The organism is Streptomyces sp. NBC_00016 (assembly GCF_045040885.1).
Taxonomy (GTDB): domain Bacteria; phylum Actinomycetota; class Actinomycetes; order Streptomycetales; family Streptomycetaceae; genus Streptomyces; species Streptomyces coriariae.
In genome coordinates this window covers 6,408,321-6,430,514 of the sequence record NZ_CP108304.1, presented here as the reverse complement: position 1 = coordinate 6,430,514, position 22,194 = coordinate 6,408,321, and the positions used below count along the sequence as shown (strand labels likewise).

Here is a 22,194-nt window from a genome sequence, read left to right as displayed (position 1 = left end):
CTTATGCCTCAATATCAACGATCCGCCGCACGAGAGGAGATCATCCCGTACGGCGGAATCGAAGCGTTACGTCATCTGCGGGGCGCGGCGTCCAGGACCTGCTGGAGCGCCTCGAACTCCTCGACGCACTTCCCGGAGCCGAGCGCCACGCTGTCCAGCGGGTCCTCGGCGATGTGGATGGGCATGCCGGTCTCCCGGCGCAGCCGCTCGTCCAGACCGCGCAGCAGGGCTCCGCCGCCGGTCAGAACGATTCCTCGGTCCATGATGTCGCCGGACAGCTCCGGCGGGCACTTGTCGAGGGTGGTCTTCACGGCGTCGACGATCGCGTTGACGGGTTCCTCGATCGCCTTGCGCACCTCGGCGGCCGAGATGACTACGGTCTTGGGCAGCCCGGACACGAGGTCCCGGCCGCGGATTTCGGTGTGCTGGTCGTCGTCGAGGTCGTAGGCGGAACCGATCGTGATCTTGATCTGTTCGGCCGTCCGCTCACCGAGGAGGAGGCTGTACTCCTTCTTGATGTGCTGGATGATCGCGTTGTCCAGTTCATCGCCCGCGACGCGGATGGACTGGGCGGTGACGATGCCGCCGAGCGAGATGACCGCGACCTCCGTGGTGCCGCCGCCGATGTCCACCACCATGTTGCCCGTGGCCTCGTGGACCGGCAGGCCGGAGCCGATGGCCGCGGCCATGGGCTCCTCGATGATGTGCACCTGACGGGCGCCGGCCTGGGTCGACGCCTCGATGACGGCGCGGCGCTCGACGCCCGTGATGCCCGAGGGCACACAGACGACGACCCGCGGACGAGCCAGATACCGCCGCTTGTGGATCTTCAGGATGAAGTAGCGGAGCATCCGCTCGGTGATCTCGAAGTCGGCGATCACGCCGTCCTTCAGCGGACGCACGGCAACGATGTTGCCGGGCGTGCGCCCGATCATCTTCTTCGCTTCGGCGCCGACCGCGAGGATGCCACCGGTGTTGGTGTTGATCGCGACGACGGACGGCTCGTTGAGTACGATCCCGCGACCCCTGACGTACACCAGCGTGTTGGCGGTCCCGAGGTCGACAGCCATGTCACGGCCGATGAACGACATTGAGTTCCCCATCAGGATTCGACTGGCCTTCCATGAGCTTTGAGGGCTTATCAGGTCGGCGAGGTGGGTGCTGTGACGTGAAGGCTTCCATCGTAAACGCGCCTGCACGAACACTGCGGAGCGGTCTCCGCCATTGTTTGCAGATGCTGTGAGGGTTCGCTTCTGGAGACGGGCGTTCGGGGGCTCACGTTCCCTCGATCGCCCGCTTCAGCCGCTCCGGACGCCGTCGGATCAGGCTCGGCCGGGGAAGAAGATCTTCACCTCGCGCTCGGCGGACTCCTCGGAGTCGGAGGCGTGGATCAGGTTCTCGCGGACGATCACACCGTAGTCGCCGCGGATGGAGCCGGGGGCCGCGGCGATCGGGTCGGTCGGACCCGCGAGCGCGCGCACGCCCTCGATGACCCGGTCGCCCTCGACGATCAGCGCGACGACCGGACCGGAGGCCATGAACTCCACCAGCGGCTCGTAGAAGGGCTTGCCCTTGTGCTCGCCGTAGTGCTGCTCCAGCGTGTCCTGGTCCAGGGTCCGCAGTTCCAGCGCGGTGATCTGCCAGCCGGCCTTGCGCTCGATACGGCTGATGATCTCGCCGGTCAGGCCACGACGGACGGCGTCGGGCTTGAGCAGGACGAGGGTGCGCTGGCTCACGAGGTGACTCCTTCTACGGCCGGTGTGTTTCTCATGCCGGTGTGTGCGGTGGGATGAGGTTACAGGGCGTGTCCTGGCACCTGTTACGCAGCGTCAGCGGTATCCGCAGAGGCCGCGGCGGCCTGCGCGGCGAATCGTGCCTTCGCCTCGTCGACCTTCCGCCCGAAGTGCACGGACGCCCACCACAGGGCCCCGAACAGCACCCCCAGGAAGAACATGATCGGGACGAAGAAGCCGGACGCGACGAGGGCGATCTGGAGCGCCCAGCCGAGGGCGACGCCCCCGGGCCGGGTGACCATGCCGCACAGCAGCACGCTGAAGAACATGGCGATGCCGCAAACCGTCCACACCGTGCCGGTGGACAGGTCGGCGTCCTTCATGGCGACCAGACCGGCGAAGCCGATGACGAAGAACTCGCCGATCAGGGTCGAGGAGCAGAGCGTACGCATGGTGGGATCTCAGCCCTTTCCGAGAAGCAGCCGGGCCTCGCCGACCGTGATGACGGAACCGGTGACCAGCACCGCGCCGCCCGCGAACTCGCCCTCCTCCTCGGCGAGCGTGACCGCCGCCTCCAGAGCGTCGGGCAGCCTCGGCTCGACCTGGACGCGGTCGTCGCCGAACACCTCGACGGCGATCGCGGCCAGTTCGTCGGCGTCCATCGCGCGATGGCTGGAGTTCTGCGTGACGACGACCTCCGCGAAGATCGGCTCGAAGGCCTCCAGGAGCCCCCGCACGTTCTTGTCGCCGCTGGCCCCGACCACACCGATCAGCCGGCTGAAGTCGAAGGCCTCGCCGACGGCCTCGGCGGTGGCCCGCGCGCCGGCCGGATTGTGGGCGGCGTCGAGGACCACGGTCGGGGAGCGCCGTACGACCTCGAGGCGGCCCGGCGAGGAGACGGCCGCGAAGGCCTTGCGGACCGTGTCGATGTCGAGCGGCTCGGGACGCTGGGAGCCGACGCCGAAGAACGCCTCGACGGCGGCGAGCGCGACGGCCGCGTTGTGCGCCTGGTAGGGGCCGTGCAGGGGCAGGTACACCTCGGGGTACTCACCGCCCAGGCCGCGCAGCGTCACCATCTGTCCGCCGACGGCGACCTGGCGGGCGACGACCCCGAACTCCAGCCCTTCCCGGGCCACGGTCGCGTCGACCTCGACGGCCTTCTTCAGCAGCACCTGGGCCGCGTCGACCGGCTGCTGGGCCAGGATGACGGTGGCGTCCTGCTTGATGATCCCGCCCTTCTCGGCGGCGATCTCGCCGGTCGTCTCCCCGAGCCGGTCGGTGTGGTCCAGGTCGATGGGCGTCACGACGGCGACGTCACCGTCGATCACGTTGGTCGCGTCCCACGAGCCGCCCATCCCCACCTCCACGACGGCGACGTCGACCGGCGCGTCCGAGAAGGCGGCGTACGCCATGCCGGTGAGCACCTCGAAGAAGGACAGCCGGTACTCCTGCATGCCGTCGACCATCTCGACGTACGCCTTGATGTCGTCGTACGTCTCGATGAACCGCTCGGCGGAGATCGGCGCGCCGTCCAGGCTGATCCGCTCGGTGATCGACTGGACGTGCGGGGAGGTGTACCGGCCCGTGCGCAGGTCGAAGGCGCCCAGCAGGGCCTCGACCATGCGGGCGGTGGAGGTCTTGCCGTTGGTCCCGGTGATGTGGATCGAGGGGTACGACCGCTGCGGGTCCCCCAGCACGTCCATCAGCGCGGCGATGCGGTCGACCGAGGGCTCCAGCTTGGTCTCGCCCCAGCGGGTGGCCAGCTCCGCCTCGACCTCGCGCAGGGCCTTGTCGACCTCGGGGTCCTCGGGGCGCGTGGGCACATCGGCCTGCGGCGCGCCGCCCTGGGTGCGCAGGGTGCGGCTGCCGGCTTCGATGACCGCGAGATCGGGGTCGCGGTCGGTCTCCTCCGCGATGATCTCGTCGAAGGGATCGAGGGGGTCGGGCAGGTCGTCTTGGTTGCCGTTCGGGGGGAGCTCGCTCACGGGGCCAGTCTACGGACGGCCGGTGACAGACGTAGGCGAAGGCCCCCGGAACCGTAATGGTCCCGGGGGCCTTCGTCGTCGGGCGTCGTCAGGGCGCCCCACGGTGCCTACGCCTGCGGCAGGCGCTCCAGCTGGGTCTGGATGCGGGCGATGTCCTCGTCCGCCTTGGCGAGGCGGGCGCGGATCTTCTCGACCACGTTGTCCGGGGCCTTCGCCAGGAACGCCTCGTTGCCGAGCTTGGCGTTGGCCTGGGCCTTCTCCTTCTCGGCGGCCGCCAGGTCCTTGGCCAGGCGCTTGCGCTCCGCGACCACGTCGATCGTGCCGGACAGGTCCAGCGCGACCGTGGCGCCCGCGACCGGCAGAGTCGCCGTCGCCGAGAAGGCGTCGCCCTCCGGCTGGAGGCGGAGGAGCTGGCGGATGGCGGTCTCGTGGGGCGCCAGCGCCGTGCCGTCGAGCGTCAGCCGGGCCGGGACCCGCTGGCCGGGCTGGAGGCCCTGGTCGGCGCGGAAGCGGCGGACCTCGGTGATCACGGACTGGAGGCTCCGGATCTCCTGCTCGGCGGCCGCGTCCCGGAAGCCACTGTCCTCGGGCCACTCGGCGATGACGACGGACTCGCCACCGGTGAGCGTGGTCCACAGCGTCTCGGTGACGAACGGGACCACCGGGTGCAGCAGCTTGAGGGTGACGTCGAGGACCTCGCCGAGGACGCGGCCGGAGACCTTCGCGGGCTCACCCCCGGCCATGAACGTCGTCTTGGACAGCTCGACGTACCAGTCGAAGACCTCGTCCCAGGCGAAGTGGAACAGCGCGTCGGAGAGCTTCGCGAACTGGAAGTCCTCGTAGAGCGCGTCGACTTCGGCGACGACCGAGTTGAGGCGCGAGAGGATCCAGCGGTCGGTCGCCGACATCTGCGAGGCGTCCGGCAGCGGGCCGTCGACCGTGGCGCCGTTCATCAGCGCGAAGCGCGTCGCGTTCCAGATCTTGTTGGCGAAGTTGCGCGATCCCTGGACCCAGTCCTCGCCGATCGGGACGTCGACGCCGGGGTTGGCGCCACGGGCGAGCGTGAACCGGAGCGCGTCGCTGCCGTACTTGTCCATCCAGTCCAGCGGGTTGACCGCGTTCCCGAAGGACTTCGACATCTTCTTGCCGAACTGGTCGCGGACCATGCCGTGCAGGGCGATGGTGTGGAACGGCGGGGTGCCGTCCATCGCGTACAGGCCGAACATCATCATCCGGGCGACCCAGAAGAAGAGGATGTCGTAGCCGGTGACCAGGACGGAGTTCGGGTAGAACTTCGCGAGCGACTCGGTCTGTTCGGGCCAGCCGAGCGTGGAGAACGGCCACAGGCCGGAGGAGAACCAGGTGTCGAGGACGTCGGTGTCCTGACGCCAGCCCTCGCCGGTCGGCGCCTCGTCGTCGGGTCCGACGCAGACGACCTCGCCGTTCGGCCCGTACCAGACCGGGATGCGGTGACCCCACCACAACTGCCGCGAGATGCACCAGTCGTGGAGGTTGTCGACCCAGTCGAAGTAGCGCTTCTCCATCTCCTGGGGGTGGATCTTGACGCGGCCGTCACGGACGGCGTCACCGGCGGCCTTCGCCAGCGGGCCGACCTTGACCCACCACTGCATGGACAGGCGCGGCTCGATGGTGGTCTTGCAGCGCGAGCAGTGGCCGACGGAGTGGGCGTACGGCCGCTTCTCGGCGACGATCCGGCCCTCGGCGCGCAGGGCGGCGACGATGGCGGAGCGGGCCTCGAGCCGGTCCAGACCCTGGAAGGGGCCGTGGGCCGTGATGACGGCGTGCTCGTCCATGATGGTCAGGGACGGCAGGTCGTGGCGCTGGCCGATCTCGAAGTCGTTCGGGTCGTGGGCCGGGGTCACCTTGACCGCGCCCGTGCCGAACGCCGGGTCGACGTGCGTGTCGGCGACGACCGGGATGGACCGGTCGGTCAGCGGCAGGCGGATCTGCTTGCCGACCAGGTGCCGGTAGCGCTCGTCGTCGGGGTGGACGGCGACGGCCGTGTCGCCGAGCATCGTCTCGGCGCGGGTCGTGGCGACGACGATGGTGTCGTCCCCCTCGCCGTACTTCATGGAGACGAGCTCGCCGTCGTCGTCCTGGTACTCGACCTCGATGTCGGAGATCGCGGTGAGGCAGCGCGGACACCAGTTGATGATGCGCTCGGCGCGGTAGATGAGCTCGTCGTCGTAGAGCCGCTTGAAGATGGTCTGGACGGCCTGCGAGAGACCCTCGTCCATGGTGAAGCGCTCGCGCGACCACGCGACGCCGTCTCCCAGGCGGCGCATCTGGCCGCTGATCTGGCCGCCGGACTCGCCCTTCCACTGCCAGACGCGCTCGACGAACGCCTCCCGGCCGAGGTCGTGCCGGGACTTGCCCTCCTTGCCCAGCTCCCGCTCGACGACGTTCTGCGTGGCGATGCCGGCGTGGTCCATGCCGGGCTGCCACAGCGTCTCGAAGCCCTGCATGCGCTTGCGGCGGGTGAGGGCGTCGATGAGCGTGTGCTCGAAGGCGTGCCCGAGGTGCAGGCTGCCCGTGACGTTCGGCGGGGGGATGACGACGGTGTACGGAGGCTTCTCGCTCTTCGCGTCGGCCTCGAAGTAGCCCCGCTCCACCCAGCGCTCGTACAGCGGCCCCTCTACGTCGGCCGGCGCGTACTGGGTCGGCAGTTCGGTGTGGGGCGCTGATGGCTGCTGCTGAGCGTTCTCGGTCACGGGGCCAGTTTAGGGGTGTCACGGCGCCGTCCCGAAACGTGTTTGCTCTGTAACGGTAGGGGCCCCGCTGCCGTGCAGGTGTTGGCTTTGAGCCAGGATGTGAAAATCACATAAGCATCTGGAGGGGAACCCAGAAATGAGTCACAACCAGCCGGGCCCGTACGGCGGGCCGCCCCAGCAGCCCGGACCGTACGGCCAGCAAGGCCCGTACGGCCAGCCGCCGCAGGCGCCCCAGCCCGGCTACGGCTACCCCCAGCAGCCCCCCGCCCCGCAGCCCGGCTACGGCTACCCGCAGCAGCCCCCGCAGGGCGTCCCCCCGCAGAACCCGCCCTACGGCCAGCAGCCTCCGCCCTATGGCCAGCCCCCCTACGGCCAGCAGCCGCAGTACGGCTTCCCGCAGCCCCCGGCCCCGAGCGGCGGCGGCAAGAAGGCGGGCATCATCATCGGCGCGATCGCGGTCGTCGCCGCGATCGGCGTGGGCGCGTACTTCGTGATCGGCGGAGGCGGTGGCGGCCTCGAGGACGACGGCGCACACACGCTGAACACCCCGGCGACCGTGATCACCGAGTACAAGCAGGTCGGCAAGGGCGGCGAGAGCAGCGACTCGGACACCACCAAGTATCTGACGGCCAGCGGCGTCAAGGGCGGCAAGGCCGTCGTCGGGCAGTGGTCGACGGCGGACTTCGGCGACTACGACCCGCAGAACCCCGACTCCTCCGACCTGCCCAGCGAGGCGGAACTGCTCACCGCCAAGGGCATCACGCTGGTGGGCGGATACGGCGAGATCGCGGACCCCGAGGCGGCCCTGGACAAGTACTTCGTCGCCATCCAGAAGGAACTCGAGGACAGCAACTCCTCCAGTTCGTCGAGCAGCACCGAGGGCAAGACCGAGCTGATCGGCCAGCCCGAGGAGGCCGACATCGACGGCGCGCTCATGAAGTGCCAGTCGGCGAAGAGCACCAACTCGCTGACCAAGAAGGAGTCGACCGACTGGTTCTGCGTCTGGTCCGACTACAGCACGATCGCCATGGTGTCCCCGGGCGACAACACGAAGAGCATCACCAAGGACGCGGCGATCGACATCACCACGAAGGTGCGTGACGAGGTGCGCGTCAAGGCCTGACGCCCTGGACCGCTGACGCAACGACGAAGGGGCCCCGGTCGGTCGACCGGGGCCCCTTCGTCGTACGGGTGCGGATCAGGCGGTCTTCTGCTCGCCCGGGCCGCGGCCGCCGCGTGCGTCGCGCGGGATCAGGGTCGGGTTGACGTTGGAGAGGACCACGTCCGCCGTGATGACCACGCGGGCCACGTCCTTGCGGGAGGGGACCTCGTACATGACCGCCTGGAGGACTTCCTCCATGATCGCGCGCAGGCCGCGGGCGCCGGTCTGGCGGAGGATGGCCTGGTCGGCGATGGCCTCCAGGGCCTCCCGCTCGAAGTCCAGCTCCACACCGTCGAGTTCGAAGAGCCGCTGGTACTGCTTCACCAGCGCGTTGCGCGGCTCGATCAGGATCTGGAGGAGCGCCTCGCGGTCCAGGTTGTGGACCGAGGTGATGACCGGGAGACGGCCGATGAACTCCGGGATCATGCCGAACTTGACCAGGTCCTCCGGCATGACGGCCTCGAACTGGTCCTTGGACTCCAGCTCGCGCTTGGAGCGGATCGTCGCGCCGAACCCGATGCCCTTGGCGCCGGCCCGGGTCTCGATGATCTTCTCCAGGCCCGAGAAGGCACCGCCCACGATGAACAGCACGTTCGTCGTGTCGATCTGGATGAACTCCTGGTGCGGGTGCTTGCGGCCGCCCTGCGGCGGGACCGAGGCGGTGGTGCCCTCCAGGATCTTCAGCAGGGCCTGCTGCACGCCCTCGCCCGACACGTCACGGGTGATGGAGGGGTTCTCGCTCTTCCGCGCGACCTTGTCGATCTCATCGATGTAGATGATCCCGGTCTCGGCCTTCTTGACGTCGTAGTCCGCGGCCTGGATCAGCTTCAGCAGGATGTTCTCGACGTCCTCGCCGACGTAGCCCGCCTCGGTCAGCGCCGTGGCGTCGGCGATCGCGAACGGGACGTTCAGCATGCGCGCCAGGGTCTGTGCCAGGAGCGTCTTGCCCGAGCCGGTGGGGCCGAGCAGGAGGATGTTGGACTTCGCCAACTCGATGGCGTCCTCGCGGCTTTGGCCGCCGCCGTTCTCACCTGCCTGGACGCGCTTGTAGTGGTTGTACACCGCTACCGACAGGGCCTTCTTGGCGGGCTCCTGGCCCACCACGTAGCCCTCGAGGAACTCGTAGATCTCGCGCGGCTTCGGGAGTTCCTCCCAGCGGACCTCGCTCGTCTCCGCGAGCTCTTCCTCGATGATCTCGTTGCAGAGATCGATGCACTCGTCGCAGATGTACACACCGGGCCCTGCGATGAGCTTCTTGACCTGCTTCTGGCTCTTGCCGCAGAACGAGCACTTGAGCAGATCGCCGCCGTCACCGATGCGTGCCACGGTGTGCTTCCCCTTCGCCTGGGAGACGACTGGACGCTTACGAATCCAGCGGCTCCTGGTGCTGCCTTATTCCGACGGTACCTTGCCTGGCCCCCCGTTCGGGCCCCCCTTGGCACGGTTCACTGTGACGTGGACCGTGTCACACCGCCCCGAGGGGGGCCCGAACGGGACGACCCCGTGCGTCAAACGAGCGAGTTGTTGTTCAGCTTGCGGGTGGAGATGATCTGGTCGATCAGGCCGTACGCCAGCGCGTCCTCGGCCGTGAGGATCTTGTCGCGCTCGATGTCCTCGCGGATCTTCTCGATCGGCGTGGTCGAGTGCTTGGCCAGCATGTCCTCCAGCTGCGCGCGCATCCGGAGGATCTCGTTGGCGGCGATCTCCAGGTCGGAGACCTGACCGCGGCCCGTCTCGCTGTACGGCTGGTGGATCAGCACGCGCGCGTTCGGCAGGGCCATGCGCTTGCCCGGCGTACCGGCGGCCAGCAGGATCGCGGCGGCGGAGGCCGCCTGACCCATGCAGACCGTCTGGATGTCGGGCTTCACGAACTGCATCGTGTCGTAGATCGCGGTCAGCGCCGTGAAGGAGCCGCCCGGGCTGTTGATGTAGACCGAGATGTCCCGGTCCGGGTCCATCGACTCCAGGCACAGCAGCTGCGCCATGACGTCGTTGGCGGAGGCGTCGTCGATCTGCACGCCGAGGAAGATCACGCGCTCCTCGAAGAGCTTCGCGTACGGGTCGTACTCACGGACGCCCTGCGAGGTGCGCTCGACGAAGCGCGGGATGACGTAGCGGGATTCGGCGCGAGGGCCGGTGTATTCGGCCTCGGTGCGGGCGTAGATGCCGCTGCCGGGGAAGTCGTTCACGGTGTCTCCTGGAAAGAGGACTGGGGCGGTGGGCTGGAGGGGCTGGATGGGGCACTGACGGCTTCCGAGGTCCTCGGTGACCCGGGAAGGCCTCGCGGGACCCTGAGGGGCTCCGAGGGCCACCCAGGGGCCTCCTCGGAACTCCTGGAGCCGCGGGGGCCTCCGTGAGGCTTCCCCGGAAGTCCGGGAGTCCCGAGGGACCTCCGAGGAGCTCCCGCTCCGGGGGCCTCTGGGCGCTCCCGGGAGCTTTCGGAACTCCGGGGCCCTTGAGGGCTTTCGGAACTCCGCAGGGGTCCGGGGGCTCCCGGAGACTCCGGAAGGGGCTCAGGGACTCAGGGGGCTCCGGGGAGCGCCCTGCGTGGCCCTGCTGCCGTCAGTGGTCCTCAGGCCGCCCCGGTACCGCCGCCGCCCGGCATGCCGGCCGCCGTCGGGATGACGTCGTCGATGAGGCCGTACTCCTTGGCCTCGAACGCGTCGAACCAGCGGTCGCGGTCCGAGTCGCGGGTGACCTGCTCGACCGTCTGGCCGGTGTGCTGGGAGGTCAGCTCGGCCATGCGCTTCTTGGTGTGCAGCAGCCGCTCGGCGTGGATCTTGATGTCGGAGGCCGAGCCCGCCAGGCCCGCGGAGGGCTGGTGGATCAGGATCTCGGCGTTCGGCAGCGCGAAGCGCTTGCCGGGCGTGCCCGCGCTGAGCAGGAACTGCCCCATGGAGGCCGCGAGACCCATGGCGATGGTCACCACGTCGTTCTTGATGAACTGCATCGTGTCGTAGATCGCCATGCCGGCCGTGATCGAGCCGCCGGGGCTGTTGATGTACAGGTAGATGTCCTTGTCCGGATCGGCGGCAAGGAGCAGCAGCTGTGCGGTGATCTTGTTGGCGATGTCGTCGTCGACCGCCTGGCCGAGGAAGATGATCCGCTCGCCGAGCAGCCGGTTGTAGACCTGGTCGCCGAGGCCACCACCGATGGGGTCGCCGGCGGCTGTGGGCATCAGATTCGTCACGTATCCACCTGCTCGTCTTACGACGGCGCCGGGCCGTCTCACGTGTACTGCCGGGGGCAACGGAGAGTCCCCTGCCCTCGTACTCATGGACCCTAACGCGCGGGTCCCTTCGGGGAATCCCGGAGAGGAGAGTGTTCGCCGGGGGCGTAGACGCAGGGCCCGCGTCCATGGGCGGCCACGGGCCGTCCGCGGACGGTCGCGCCCCGCAGCGGGGCCGCGCCTTCGCCGCCACGCAGGCCGCACCGGCGCCACCCGGGCCGCCGCGCGGAACGGCACCCCGACACCCGGCCCGCACACCGGCCCGCACCCCCGGGCGGACCGCCCTGCAGGCCGCCGTCGACGCCGCCGCGAAGGCCGTACCGGGGTTGCCCGGGCCGCCGCCGCACCCCGACCCCGGCTCGCAGGCAGCCCCGCGACCGGTCGCGCCCATGGCGGCCCACCGGAGCCGCACGCCGACACCCGGCCCGCACACCGGCCCGCGCCCCCCGGCTGTCTGCCGCCTCGGGCGGGCCGCCCTGGGGCCGGTCGTGGCCTGTGGCGGCCCCGGCGGCTCCGTGACCGCCCATGGCGCCCATGCCCGCACGGCCGGCCCTGCGCGGCCGTCCCATGACAGAGGGGCCCCGGAGCGCATACCGCTCCGGGGCCCCTCATGTCTGCGTCAGAGGTGACGCGAGGCCGCTCAGGCCTCGGTGTTCTCCTCGGAGGTCGTCGCCTCGGCGGCGTCCTCCTCGGCCTCTTCCTCGTCGTCCAGGTCGATGACCTCGCCGTTGGTGTCCTTCACCGTGGCGGACTCGACGACCGTGGCCAGAGCCTTGCCGCGGGCGACCTCGCCGACCAGGAGCGGAACCTGGCCGCCCTCGACGACCGCCTGGGCGAACTGGTCGGGGGACATGCCGGAGGAGGCGGCACGGCGCATGAGGTGCTCGGTGAGCTCCTCCTGGTTGACGTTCAGCTTCTCGCGCTTGACGAGCTCGTCGAGCACGAACTGGGTCTTGATGCCCTTGACCGCGGCCTCACGGGTCTCGGTCTCGAACTCCTCGGCGGTCTTGCCCTGGATCTCCAGGTACTTGTCGAGGTCCAGGCCCATCTGGCCGAGCTGGTGGTGCTCCAGGTTGTGCTTGCGGGTGTTGACCTCGTCCTCGAGCAGCTTCTCAGGGACGGGCACCTCGACGAGCTCCAGCAGCTTCTCCAGGACGCGCTCCTGGGCCTGCGTGGCCTGGTCGTACTGCTTCGTGTTCTCGAGGCGCTTGCGGCTGTCCGCCTTGAGCTCCTCGAGGGTGTCGAACTCGGAGGCGAGCTGCGCGAACTCGTCGTCCAGCTCGGGGAGCTCGCGGGCGGCGACCTGGGTGACCTTGACGGTGACCTCGGCCTCCTTGCCGGCCGCCGAGCCGCCCTTGAGCTCGGAGGTGAAGGTGGCCTCGCCACCGGCCTCCAGGCCCTTCACGGCCTCGTCGATGCCTTCCAGCAGCTCGCCGGAGCCGATGGTGTAGGAGACGCCGCTGGCGACGCCGTCCTCGAGGATCTCGCCGTCGACCTTGGCCTCCAGGTCGACGGTCACGACATCGCCGTCCTCGGCGGCACGCTCGACCGGGGAGGTCGAGGCGAAGCGCTCACGGAGCTGCTCGACCGCCTTGTCGATGTCCTCCTCGGACACCTCGACGGCGTCGACCTCGACCTCGATGGAGGAGAAGTCCTCGGGGAGCTCGAGGGAAGGACGGATGTCGACCTCGGCGGTGAAGTTCAGCGTCTCGCCGTCCTTCAGCTCCGTGATGTCGACCTCGGGCTGGCCGAGGACGTCGATCTCGGCCTCGTTGACCGCCTCCGTGTAGAACTTCGGCAGCGCGTCGTTGACGGCCTCCTCCAGCACGGCGCCACGGCCGAAGCGCTGGTCGATCACCCGGGCGGGGATCTTGCCCTTGCGGAAGCCCTTCACCGTGACCTGCTGGTTGATCTTCTTGTACGCCGCGTCGAGGCTGTCCTTGAGCTCCTCGAAGGGCACCTCGATGCTGAGCCGAACCCGAGTCGGGTTCAGGGTCTCCACGGCGCTCTTCACGGTTCGGTCTCCTTGGGGGCTGACTTCTTGGTTTCTGCAGGAGCCAGACCGGCTCCCGCGGATTCGCCGCCCGGAGGACCTACCAGAGGATGAGGCATACGGGCGTGCAGCTTGCATAGTAACGGCAGCGACGACACGCCCCAAAGGCGATCAAGCGAGGTGACCGCGCAGATGGCCGCTGACGGCCGGTGATGGCCGGTGATGGCCGTTCGGTGGCCGCCGATGGCCGGGTCGGTGGCCGGTGATGGCCGTACCGGCCGGTTCGGTGGCCGCTCACGGCCGGTCGTTGGTCGGGGTGGCGGGATTTGAACCCACGGCCTTCCGCTCCCAAAGCGGACGCGCTACCAAGCTGCGCCACACCCCGTCTGGTGCGACACGTAGGGTACATGCCCGCAGGCCGCCTGACCGCCGCTTTTACCCAGCCTCGGGGCGCGCCGCGGCGGGCCCGGGAAACGGGGTGTGCGCGGCAGGGTGCCGACCCGCTACGATGCCTGCAGTGCCGCGGTCGCTGACCTGCGGCGCGTCATGTGCGGGCGTAGCTCAATGGTAGAGCACTAGTCTTCCAAACTAGCTACGCGGGTTCGATTCCCGTCGCCCGCTCTGTACGGCCCGGGCCGGGTCGGAGATCACTTCTCCGACCCGGCCCTCGTCGTGTTCGGGCGCCCGCCCGGACACGCGGGGGCGGGCCTCAGAAGCTGATCGAGTTGATGGTGTCCGCGAGGGAGTCGAGGAAGCGGTTGATCGACGGGGCCATGCCGGTCGAGGCGAGAAAGAAGCCGAACAGGATCGCGACTATCGCCGGCCCCGCCTTGATCGACCCTCCCCGGATGAGCACCACCAGGATGATCGCCAACAGCAGCACCACTGACAGTGAAATGGCCACAACTGATCACACACCCTCGGTCGGTCCGCACTCCCGAGACCATCGTGCCACCAACGGGGCCTCCCTATGCGGCCCGTGACACATCATCGCGCGGACGCGTCCGGCCGGGGGTGCGGCGCACAGCAATTCGAGGGCGTACCCGCACAGGGAATTGGGGCAGTTCGTTGCCGTGTCCACACAACGCCTGCGCAGGTAATTCGAATTATGGCCGCAGCCCGATCAACTACAGGTGCACAACCGGCGTTATGCACCTTTTAGTCGGGATGAATCGTGACATCAAGGCCGGATGCGCACTGTGGCCACCACCCGGCCACCACCCCCCGGGGCCAATGCGGCAGGCAATCCTCAGGGCAATAACAAGGAATGACCTGGGGCGTTTTACGAATACGCGCGCGCGACGCTAGGGTGCCTCAAATGTTCCACGCCGCCTCGTCTCTCGTTCCGAGCCCCCGCTCGCCCCAGAACCAGAACGATCAGCACGACCAGCTCGACCAGCACGACCAGTCGAGGGACAGATCCGTCGGACGGCCGTCCCCGCGGCCCGCCGCGAAGCGCGACGCGTTCTTCGACAACGCGAAGTACCTGGCGATCGTGCTGGTGGCCATGGGACACACCTGGGAGCCGCTGAAGGGCGACAGCCGGGTGCTCACGGCGGCGTATGTGCTGGTGTACACCTTCCACATGCCGGCCTTCATCGTCATCTCCGGCTTCTTCTCCCGCAGTTTCGACGGCAGCCCCGGCAAGCTCAAGCGGCTGGTGACGGGCATCGTCGTGCCGTACATCGTCTTCGAGACCGCCTACCCGCTCCTGAAGACGTACGTCGACGGCTCCCCCCAGGACATCAGTCTGCTCGACCCCTACTACCTGACCTGGTTCCTGTGCGCACTGTTCATCTGGCGGCTGACCACGCCCCTCTGGAAGCTGGTCCGGTATCCGCTGCCCCTCGCGCTGGGCATCGCCATGCTGGCGTCCGCCACCCCGAACATCGGTGGTGACCTGGACCTCCCGCGCGTCCTTCAGTTCCTGCCGTTCTTCGTGCTGGGACTGATCCTGAAGCCGGAGCACTTCGCACTGGTGCGCCGGCGCTCGTTCCGGATCGCGGCGGTGCCGGTGTTCGCCTTCGCACTGGCCTTCGCCTGGTGGGCGGTGCCGCGGATGAACAGCGGATGGCTCTACCACCGCAACTCCGCACAGGAGCTGGGCGTCCCGTGGTGGGTCGGTCCCGTCATGCAGCTCGCCCTGTTCGGCTGCTCCCTGCTGCTGACCGCCTGCTTCCTCTCCTGGGTGCCGGGGCGCACGATGTGGTTCACGGCGCTCGGCGCGGGCACGCTCTACGGCTATCTGACGCACGGCCTGCTGCTCAAGACCGCCGACTACCGCGGCTGGTTCGATCACCCCGCGCTGCACCGCCCGCTCGGGGAGATCGCCGCCACGGTCGCCGCGGCCGCGGCCGTCACCCTGTTGTGCACCGCGCCCGTGCGGCGGGTGCTGCGGTGCGTGATGGAACCGAAGATGGACTGGGCCTTCAAGCGGGACCCCGCCGAACTTGCCCGCGAGCGCGAGAAGGCCGAAGGCAAGAGCGAGAAGGCCGAGCAGCGGCAGAAGCCCGGCGTCCGGGGACAGCAGGAGCAGCCGGCGGACGTCGCGGGCTAGACGCCCTCGTCCCGCCGGGCCGTGAGACCGAGGAGCGCGCGCATCCGTGCGTACTTCTCGGTCAGCCGCGCCCGGGTCGGTGCGTCCAGGACCGCGAGCCGCGCCGGGTCCGCGTTGTGCGCCAGGTCCGCCTCCTTCACCAGCAACGCGCCCGGCGTGGCCAGGATGCGCCCCGCGTACGCCTCCTGCGTCTCCCCCGCCCGTTTGGTGACCGCCAGGACGACGGCCTTCGTACGGTCGCTCAGCGCCGCCTCGGCCAGCCAGGTCTCGGACAGGGCGTCGTCCTCGACGGCGTCGTGCAGCCAGGCGGCCGCGATCTGATCGACGTCGCCGCCCCGCGCGCGTACGCCCTCGGCGACCGCCTGGAGGTGCTCGGCGTAGGGCCGGCCCGCCTTGTCGGTCTGTCCCTGGTGGGCGGCGCGGGCGAGGCTCTCGACCTCGGGCAGGGTGAGCATCGTGGATGGCCCCCTCGGGGGTGTCGGGAGCCCCGGCGGAGCTCAGGACGGTTCGGTAGAGCTCAGGAGGGTTCGGGAGAGCTCAGGACAGGGGGGCCGACTGGGACGTCGGGCCCTCGCGGCAGACCAGCAGCAGGGCGCGGTCGTCGTTGACGTCCTTCGCCACCGCCTCGATCAGGTGCCAGGCGGCGCCCTGGAAGCCGCCGGCCACGTACCGGTCGGCCTCGCCGGTGAGACGGTCGATGCCCTCGACGATGTCCCGGTCGGAGGTCTCCACCAGGCCGTCGGTGAAGAGCATCAGCACATCGCCGGGGCGCAGCGAACCCTTCACGGGATCGAACTGGGCGCCGTCGTACACCCCGAGGAGGGGGCCCTCGGCGGCCTTCTCCTCCCAGCGGCCACTGCCCGCGCTGAGCTGGAGGCCCGGCGGATGGCCGGCCGAGTAGAGCTCGTAGTCGCCGGAGTCGAGGTCGAGGACCAGGTGGATGGAGGTCGCGAAGCCCTCGTCCCAGTCCTGGCGGAGCAGATAGCCGTTGGCGGCCGGGAGGAAGGCGTGCGGCGGCAGCGAGCCGAGCAGGCCGCCGAAGGCGCCCGACAGCAGCAGCGCTCGCGAACCGGCGTCCATGCCCTTGCCGGAGACGTCCGTGAGGACGACCTCCATGGTGCGGCCGCCGTTCGTCCGCGCGGCGACGACGAAGTCACCGGAGAACGACTGGCCCCCCGCCGGCCGCAGCGCCATCTCGCGGTGCCAGCCGTGCGGCAGGCTCGGCAGCTTGCTCTGCACCCGGATGCGTTCGCGCAGGTCGAAGAGCATGGTGCCGCCGCGCCGCCAGGGCACGCCGACCCGGCTGCGGAACTGGGCGATGAGCAGTCCGAAGAAACCGCATGCTGCGACGACCAGGACCACGCCGGGGGTGACTCTGGACGGGCCCTCCGTGTACGGGCCCAGTTGCACCGACTCCACGATGAGGGCCGTGGCAGCCGCGGCGTACAGGCCGAGCAGGCTCGACGGGCGCAGCAGCAGTCCGCCGGCGACGATCGGCAGGACCAGGGCGGCCGGTGAGCACCAGACCGAGTTGGCGAGTGTGGTGACGGCGATCAGCGGAACCGTGAGCAGCAGGAACGCCAGCGCGATCCAGTCCGAACCGTCGCCGCGGAAGTAGTCCACGGCGCTTCTGCGCAGGCCGGTGCGGACCCGGTGCATCAAGTGCTTCAACCGGGCCGTCAACGTCTCGGCTTCCGCGCGCCGCTGCCGTCCTACTGCCATTAGTTCGGGACCCTATCCATCGAACCCGCCGCTTGGCACGGGAGGTCCCACTTGTCCCCCCTCCGAGGCTCAACTTCACAGTGAACTTCACGGAAAGCGCTCGCGCCCCGAGGAGGGAGAAATTGGCTGGCTCGTCCCGCATTGGACTGCTAGGCATGAGTCCATGACGAGTGAGGCGACGGGCCGTGCGACCTCTTCCGCGGCCGAGCGCCGGGAAAAGCGGAAGGTGCGGGAGATGCGGGAGTCGCAGGAACCACGAGTGCTGCGCCGGGACGAATGGGACGAGTGGTACGACACCCTCCTGCGTGCCTTCGGCGGGATCGGGGAATCGACCGAGGAACGGGAGCTTTTCAGGGCGCTCACCTCGTACGAGCGCTCCCTGGGCGTGTGGGACGGCGACCGGTGCGTCGCCACGGCGGGAGCGTACGACTTCCGGCTGACGGTACCGGGCGGGGCCTCGGTGCCCGCGGCGGGCGTGACGATGGTCGGCGTGAGCGCGACCCACCGGCGGCGCGGGGTGCTGACGTCGATGATGCGGCGACAGCTGGACGATGTGCGGGCGTGGGGCGAGCCGCTCGCGATCCTCACCGCCTCCGAACCGGACATCTACGGACGGTTCGGGTACGCCGCCGCGACCTTCGGACTGCACGCCGAGATCGACACCAGTCGGGTACGGCTGTCCGTCCCGGCCGGCACGGACGACGTACGGCTGCGGTACGTCGACCCCGGCGCGGAGCTCGAGGTGTGCGAGGCGGTGTACGCGCGGACCGTGCCCGCCCGGGCCGGGATGCTCGCGCGCCGGCCCGGCTGGGAGCGGCTGGGGCTGCTCGATCCGGAGAGCGAGCGGGGCGGGGCGTCGCCGCTCCAGTGCGTGCTCGCCGCGCGGGACGGGGAGGTCACCGGGTACGTCCGCTACCGGGTGCGGTCCGAGTGGCGGGACAGCGGGCACAACGGGCAGGTACGGCTCCAGGACCTGGTGGGGGTCGATCCGGTGTCGGAGGCGGCGCTGTGGCGGTTCCTGTTCGGGATCGACCTCACGACCTCGCTGAAGGTGCGGGGGCGGCCGATGGACGAGGCGTGGCAGCATCTCGTCTCCGACATCCGGCGGTGCGAGCTGCGGGTGCGGGACTCGTTGTACGTGCGGCCGGTGGACGTGGGCGCGGCGCTCGAAGCGCGGACGTATCAGGCGCCGGTGGACGTGGTGTTGGACGTCGAGGACGCCTTCTGCCCCTGGAACTCCGGGCGTTGGCGGCTGTCGGGGGATGCCAAGGGCGCGGTGTGCGGGCGCACCTCCGACGCCGCCGATCTCGCGCTGTCCGTAAGGGAGTTGGGGGCGGCGTATCTCGGGGGTGTCAGCCTGGCCTCGCTGGCGGGGGCCGGGCGGGTGCGGGAGCTGCGGCAGGGCGCGCTGACGGAGGCCTCTGTCGGGTTCGGGGCGACCGCCGCCCCTTGGCTGCCGCACGGGTTCTGACGGTCCGCTTCTGACGGTCCGCTTCTGACGGGGCCGCGCGGTCAGTTCTTCTGGCAGGTCGGGCACCAGAAGAGGTTGCGGGCGGCGAGGTCGGCGGTGCGGACGGCGTCGCCGCAGAGGTGGCAGGGCTGGTGGGTACGGCGGTAGACGTACACCTCGCCGCCGTGGTCGTCGACGCGCGGCGGGCGGCCCATCGCTTCCGGGGTGTGCTGCGGGCGGACCGTGTCGATGCGGTTGTTGCGGACGCCCTCGCGCATCAGGACGACCAGGTCGGCCCAGATCGCGTCCCACTCGGTGGGGGTGATGTCCCTGCCCGCGCGGTACGGGTCGATGCGGTGCCGGAAGAGGACCTCGGCCCGGTAGACGTTGCCGACGCCGGCGATGATCTTCTGGTCCATGAGGAGGGCGGCGATCGTCGTACGGCTGCGGGAGACGCGGGTGTACGCGGCCTGGGGGTCGGCGTCGGCGCGGAGGGGGTCGGCGCCGAGGCGGGCGTGTATCGCCTGCTTCTCGTCGCCCGTGATCAGGGCGCAGGTGGTGGGGCCTCGGAGGTCCACATAGGAGGTGGGGTCGGCGAGGCGGAGACGGACAGTGTCCGTGGGCGGTGGCGCGGGGGCCGGGCCGAAGGTGACCTTGCCGAAGAGGCCCAGGTGGATGTGGATCCACCGGTCGCCGGTGAAGCCGAGGAAGAGGTGTTTGCCGTGGGCCTCGGTGTGGGTGAGGGGGGTGCCGGTGAGGAGGGCGGCGGCGTCGGTGAACTTGCCCTGGGGGCTGGTTATTTGGAGGGGGTGGTGGGTGAAGCGGGCGTAGTCCTGCGCCAGTCGGTGAATCGTGTGCCCTTCCGGCACCGGGGTCTCCTTCTCTTTCCCACCCGCCCACCCGACTCGGTCAGTTGACAGGTCACCCACGCCGGGGCTGCGCCCCGACCCCTCGCTCGCCCACCCACCCACTCGACTCGGTCAGGTGACAGGTCACCCACGCGGGGCTGCGCCCCGACCCCTCGCCCACCCACCCACCCGACTCGGTCGGGTGAGAGGTGGAGGTCCGGGGCTCCGCCCCGGACCCCGCGGGGGCTCCGCCCCCTGCACCCCGGGCAGGGCTTTACCCCTGCACCCCGGGCAGGGCTTTACCCCTGCACCCCGGGCAGGGCTTTACCCCTGCGCCCCGGCGGCGCTTTGCCTCTCCGCCCCCGGTGGGGCTTCGTCTCTCCACCCCGGCGCGGCTTTGCTCTCCGCCCCCCGGCGGAGCCTCGCCTCCCCGACCCCGGTGAGCCTCGCCGAGGCTTCGTCGCCGAGTGAGGGTTCGTCCGCGGTCTACTGCTGGGGGTGGTGGGGCGGGATTGCCGGGAGGTCGCCTGTGGTCTCGTACGACGACAGCATGTCGATGCGGCGGATGTGGCGTTCGTCCTCGGAGAACGGGGTGGCGAGGAAGGTCTCGACGAACTTCGTCGCCTCGTCCTGGGTGTGCATGCGGGAGCCGACCGCGACGACGTTGGCGTTGTTGTGCTGGCGGCCGAGGGACGCGGTCTCCTCGCTCCAGGCCAGGGCGGCACGAACGCCCTTCACCTTGTTCGCCGCGATCTGCTCGCCGTTGCCGGAGCCGCCGATCACGATGCCGAGGGACTCGGGGTCCGCGGCCGTCCGCTCCGCGGCGCGGAGGCAGAACGGCGGGTAGTCGTCCTGGGCGTCGTAGATGTGGGGCCCGCAGTCGACCGGGTCGTGACCCGCCGCCTTGAGCCATTCGACGAGGTGGTTCTTGAGTTCGAAGCCGGCATGGTCCGAGCCGAGATACACGCGCATGGGATGAGTGTGACACGAGTGTTGCGGGGTAGCAGCGCCGGGTGCCGCGTCCGAAAACTGCGAGTAACCCCATCGAAGCTCAGGAAAACCTCAAGTAACGATCTGGAATCATAGGTTCCCGAATTCATTCACCTCGGATTCACTGGACCGGCTCGTACGCCCCCCACGCACGACGCACCTGATTCCCCTCACGCGGCGCAAAGGAAAACCATCCTCATGACTTCGCAGCCGACCCTCACCAAGGCCGACCGCGGCCCCGGAGGTTCCGGAGAACCCGGAACCGGATCCGGATCCGGACTTCAGGCAGGGCTCAAGAACCGGCATCTGTCGATGATCGCTATCGGCGGGGTCATCGGAGCCGGATTGTTCGTCGGTTCCAGTACCGGTATCGCCACCGCCGGGCCGGGCATTCTGCTGTCCTACGCTCTCGTCGGCACGCTCGTGGTGCTGGTGATGCGGATGCTCGGCGAGATGTCCGCGGCCAATCCGACCTCCGGTTCGTTCTCCGCCCACGCCGACCGGGCGCTCGGCCGCTGGGCCGGTTTCTCCATCGGCTGGCTCTACTGGTTCTTCTGGGTCGTCGTGCTCGCGGTGGAGGCCACCGCGGGGGCCAAGATCCTCGAAGGATGGATGCCCGGCGTACCGCAGTGGGGATGGGCGCTCATCGTGATGGTGGTGCTGACCGCCACCAACCTCGTCTCCGTCGGGTCCTACGGCGAGTTCGAGTTCTGGTTCGCCGGGATCAAGGTCGTCGCGATCGGCGCCTTCATCGTCGTCGGCGGGCTCGCCGTTTTCGGCGTGCTGCCCGGTGTCGACAGCGACAAGGCGGGACTCGGCAACCTCACCGAACACGGCGGCTTCCTGCCCAACGGACCCGGCGCCATCCTCACCGGTGTGCTGCTCGTCGTCTTCTCCTTCATGGGCAGTGAGATCGCCACCCTCGCGGCCGGCGAGTCCGAGAACCCGCAGCGTGCCGTGACGAAGTCCACGAACAGCATCATCTGGCGTATCGGCGTCTTCTACCTCGGTTCGATCTTCGTCGTCGTCACGCTGCTGCCCTGGGACGACGCGGCCATCAAGGAGCAGGGCTCCTACGTGGCCGCCCTCGACTCCCTCGGGATCGCGCACGCCGGTCAGATCATGAACTTCATCGTGCTGACGTCGGTGCTGTCCTGTCTCAACTCCGGCCTCTACACGGCCTCCCGCATGGCCTTCTCGCTCGGCGAGCGGGGTGACGCGCCGAAGATCTTCGCCCGGACGACGAGCCGTGGTGTTCCTCTCGCCGCGATCGTCGCCTCGGTGACGTTCGGGTTCGTCGCCGTCTTCTTCAACTACAAGTTCCCGGACTCCGTCTTCCTCTTCCTCGTGAACTCCAGCGGCGCCGTGGCCCTGTTCGTCTGGCTCGTGATCTGCTTCTCGCAGCTGCGGATGCGGAAGATCATCCAGGCCGAGTCGCCGGAGAAGCTGGTCGTGAAGATGTGGCTGTACCCGTATCTGACCTGGGCGACGGCCGCGCTGATCGTCTTCGTGCTCGGTTACATGCTGACCGACACCGAGGGGGAGAGCAGCGGGCGGACGACCGTGCTGCTGTCGCTGCTCGTCGCCGCCCTCGTGGTCGCCGTCGCCTTCCTGAAGGAGGGCCGGGTCAAGGCCATGGCCAAGGCCAAGGCCGGGGCCGGGGCTACTGCCCCCGCCCCCGCCTCTGACTCTGCCTCGGTCACTGGCGCCGGCGCCGGCGCCGGCACGGCCGGGCGCGAAGTCGAGTAGCTCCGCTCGGAGGCCGATGGAAGGGGTCCGCTTCGGCGGGCCCC

Annotated in this window: 18 protein-coding genes and 2 tRNA genes; 5 read left to right on the top strand and 15 right to left on the bottom strand. The window is 69.5% G+C overall.

Features of this window, described 5'->3' with window-relative positions:
• Nucleotides 1–71 precede the first annotated feature (71 nt).
• The 5 genes from OG933_RS28520 to OG933_RS28500 form a co-directional block, all read right to left on the bottom strand.
• Nucleotides 72–1,091 carry a rod shape-determining protein gene (locus tag OG933_RS28520; protein WP_020127820.1) on the bottom strand — a complete coding sequence of 340 codons (1,020 nt, stop codon included), beginning with the start codon at nucleotides 1,089–1,091 and terminating at the stop codon, nucleotides 72–74.
• 231 nt (nucleotides 1,092–1,322) lie between these two features.
• On the bottom strand, nucleotides 1,323–1,736 hold the full coding sequence (gene ndk, locus OG933_RS28515; RefSeq protein ID WP_054244926.1) for a nucleoside-diphosphate kinase: 414 nt from the start codon (nucleotides 1,734–1,736) through the stop codon (nucleotides 1,323–1,325).
• An 83-nt stretch (nucleotides 1,737–1,819) separates the two neighbouring features.
• Nucleotides 1,820–2,185, bottom strand: coding sequence for a DUF4233 domain-containing protein (locus tag OG933_RS28510; RefSeq protein WP_020127822.1), 366 nt, complete (start codon nucleotides 2,183–2,185; stop codon nucleotides 1,820–1,822).
• Between the two features lie 9 nt (nucleotides 2,186–2,194).
• Nucleotides 2,195–3,718 carry a folylpolyglutamate synthase/dihydrofolate synthase family protein gene (locus OG933_RS28505; RefSeq protein WP_362524807.1) on the bottom strand — a complete coding sequence of 508 codons (1,524 nt, stop codon included), beginning with the start codon at nucleotides 3,716–3,718 and terminating at the stop codon, nucleotides 2,195–2,197.
• Between the two features lie 107 nt (nucleotides 3,719–3,825).
• Nucleotides 3,826–6,450, bottom strand: a complete 2,625-nt coding sequence (locus tag OG933_RS28500; protein WP_362524809.1) for a valine--tRNA ligase — start codon at nucleotides 6,448–6,450, stop codon at nucleotides 3,826–3,828.
• Between the two features lie 136 nt (nucleotides 6,451–6,586).
• On the opposite strand from OG933_RS28500, the gene OG933_RS28495 reads away from it, so the two are divergent.
• Complete coding sequence (locus tag OG933_RS28495) at nucleotides 6,587–7,573, top strand: hypothetical protein (RefSeq protein WP_362524811.1); 987 nt, start codon at nucleotides 6,587–6,589, stop codon at nucleotides 7,571–7,573.
• A 75-nt stretch (nucleotides 7,574–7,648) separates the two neighbouring features.
• Here the strand turns inward: OG933_RS28495 and clpX are convergent, their stop codons facing one another.
• The 5 genes from clpX to OG933_RS28470 form a co-directional block, all read right to left on the bottom strand.
• Nucleotides 7,649–8,938, bottom strand: a complete 1,290-nt coding sequence (gene clpX / locus OG933_RS28490) for an ATP-dependent Clp protease ATP-binding subunit ClpX (protein WP_020127826.1) — start codon at nucleotides 8,936–8,938, stop codon at nucleotides 7,649–7,651.
• 182 nt (nucleotides 8,939–9,120) lie between these two features.
• A complete protein-coding gene (locus OG933_RS28485; protein WP_020127827.1) occupies nucleotides 9,121–9,801 on the bottom strand; it encodes an ATP-dependent Clp protease proteolytic subunit in 681 nt (226 codons plus the stop codon).
• A 383-nt stretch (nucleotides 9,802–10,184) separates the two neighbouring features.
• On the bottom strand, nucleotides 10,185–10,790 hold the full coding sequence (locus OG933_RS28480; protein WP_028806515.1) for an ATP-dependent Clp protease proteolytic subunit: 606 nt from the start codon (nucleotides 10,788–10,790) through the stop codon (nucleotides 10,185–10,187).
• A gap of 691 nt (nucleotides 10,791–11,481) precedes the next feature.
• The gene (gene tig, locus OG933_RS28475; RefSeq protein ID WP_362524813.1) at nucleotides 11,482–12,855 is read right to left on the bottom strand and encodes a trigger factor; all 1,374 of its coding nucleotides are present in this window, start codon (nucleotides 12,853–12,855) and stop codon (nucleotides 11,482–11,484) included.
• A gap of 287 nt (nucleotides 12,856–13,142) precedes the next feature.
• Nucleotides 13,143–13,219, bottom strand: a tRNA-Pro gene (locus OG933_RS28470).
• Nucleotides 13,220–13,384: 165 nt separating this feature from the next.
• On the opposite strand from OG933_RS28470, the gene OG933_RS28465 reads away from it, so the two are divergent.
• Nucleotides 13,385–13,455: transfer RNA gene (locus tag OG933_RS28465), tRNA-Gly, on the top strand.
• Nucleotides 13,456–13,543: 88 nt separating this feature from the next.
• Here OG933_RS28465 and OG933_RS28460 read toward each other — a convergent pair.
• Entirely contained in the window at nucleotides 13,544–13,738 is a 195-nt protein-coding gene (locus tag OG933_RS28460; protein WP_030779494.1) for a hypothetical protein, read from the bottom strand.
• 414 nt (nucleotides 13,739–14,152) lie between these two features.
• Here OG933_RS28460 and OG933_RS28455 point away from each other — a divergent pair, with 414 nt between their 5' ends.
• Complete coding sequence (locus OG933_RS28455; RefSeq protein ID WP_405629482.1) at nucleotides 14,153–15,391, top strand: acyltransferase family protein; 1,239 nt, start codon at nucleotides 14,153–14,155, stop codon at nucleotides 15,389–15,391.
• Here the strand turns inward: OG933_RS28455 and OG933_RS28450 are convergent.
• Entirely contained in the window at nucleotides 15,388–15,846 is a 459-nt protein-coding gene (locus OG933_RS28450; RefSeq protein WP_405629479.1) for an HD domain-containing protein, read from the bottom strand. The two genes, OG933_RS28455 and OG933_RS28450, sit on opposite strands and share 4 nt — an antisense overlap.
• A gap of 82 nt (nucleotides 15,847–15,928) precedes the next feature.
• Nucleotides 15,929–17,113 (bottom strand): PP2C family protein-serine/threonine phosphatase, encoded by a 1,185-nt coding sequence (locus OG933_RS28445; RefSeq protein ID WP_037734715.1) that lies wholly within the window; start codon nucleotides 17,111–17,113, stop codon nucleotides 15,929–15,931.
• Between the two features lie 235 nt (nucleotides 17,114–17,348).
• Here OG933_RS28445 and OG933_RS28440 point away from each other — a divergent pair, with 235 nt between their 5' ends.
• A complete protein-coding gene (locus OG933_RS28440) occupies nucleotides 17,349–18,584 on the top strand; it encodes a GNAT family N-acetyltransferase (protein ID WP_405633546.1) in 1,236 nt (411 codons plus the stop codon).
• Nucleotides 18,585–18,625: 41 nt separating this feature from the next.
• Here OG933_RS28440 and OG933_RS28435 read toward each other — a convergent pair whose 3' ends face one another.
• Both OG933_RS28435 and OG933_RS28430 read right to left on the bottom strand, forming a co-directional pair.
• Nucleotides 18,626–19,432: an Fpg/Nei family DNA glycosylase gene (locus tag OG933_RS28435; RefSeq protein WP_405629474.1), complete on the bottom strand. Its 807-nt coding sequence runs from the start codon at nucleotides 19,430–19,432 to the stop codon at nucleotides 18,626–18,628.
• A gap of 465 nt (nucleotides 19,433–19,897) precedes the next feature.
• A complete protein-coding gene (locus OG933_RS28430) occupies nucleotides 19,898–20,383 on the bottom strand; it encodes a ribose-5-phosphate isomerase (protein ID WP_142264317.1) in 486 nt (161 codons plus the stop codon).
• Between the two features lie 216 nt (nucleotides 20,384–20,599).
• Between OG933_RS28430 and OG933_RS28425 the strand changes: the two genes are divergently transcribed.
• The gene (locus OG933_RS28425; protein WP_405629470.1) at nucleotides 20,600–22,150 is read left to right on the top strand and encodes an amino acid permease; all 1,551 of its coding nucleotides are present in this window, start codon (nucleotides 20,600–20,602) and stop codon (nucleotides 22,148–22,150) included.
• Nucleotides 22,151–22,194 lie beyond the last annotated feature (44 nt).

Coding starts and splice junctions, on each gene's coding strand:
- OG933_RS28440 (WP_405633546.1), top strand. CDS start 17,349: ATGCGGGAGTCGCAGGAACCACGAGTGCTGCGCCGGGACGAATGGGAC.
- OG933_RS28495 (WP_362524811.1), top strand. CDS start 6,587: ATGAGTCACAACCAGCCGGGCCCGTACGGCGGGCCGCCCCAGCAGCCC.
- OG933_RS28510 (WP_020127822.1), bottom strand. CDS start 2,185: ATGCGTACGCTCTGCTCCTCGACCCTGATCGGCGAGTTCTTCGTCATC.
- OG933_RS28455 (WP_405629482.1), top strand. CDS start 14,153: ATGTTCCACGCCGCCTCGTCTCTCGTTCCGAGCCCCCGCTCGCCCCAG.
- OG933_RS28480 (WP_028806515.1), bottom strand. CDS start 10,790: ATGCCCACAGCCGCCGGCGACCCCATCGGTGGTGGCCTCGGCGACCAG.
- OG933_RS28520 (WP_020127820.1), bottom strand. CDS start 1,091: ATGTCGTTCATCGGCCGTGACATGGCTGTCGACCTCGGGACCGCCAAC.
- OG933_RS28450 (WP_405629479.1), bottom strand. CDS start 15,846: ATGCTCACCCTGCCCGAGGTCGAGAGCCTCGCCCGCGCCGCCCACCAG.
- OG933_RS28445 (WP_037734715.1), bottom strand. CDS start 17,113: ATGGCAGTAGGACGGCAGCGGCGCGCGGAAGCCGAGACGTTGACGGCC.
- OG933_RS28430 (WP_142264317.1), bottom strand. CDS start 20,383: ATGCGCGTGTATCTCGGCTCGGACCATGCCGGCTTCGAACTCAAGAAC.
- OG933_RS28425 (WP_405629470.1), top strand. CDS start 20,600: ATGACTTCGCAGCCGACCCTCACCAAGGCCGACCGCGGCCCCGGAGGT.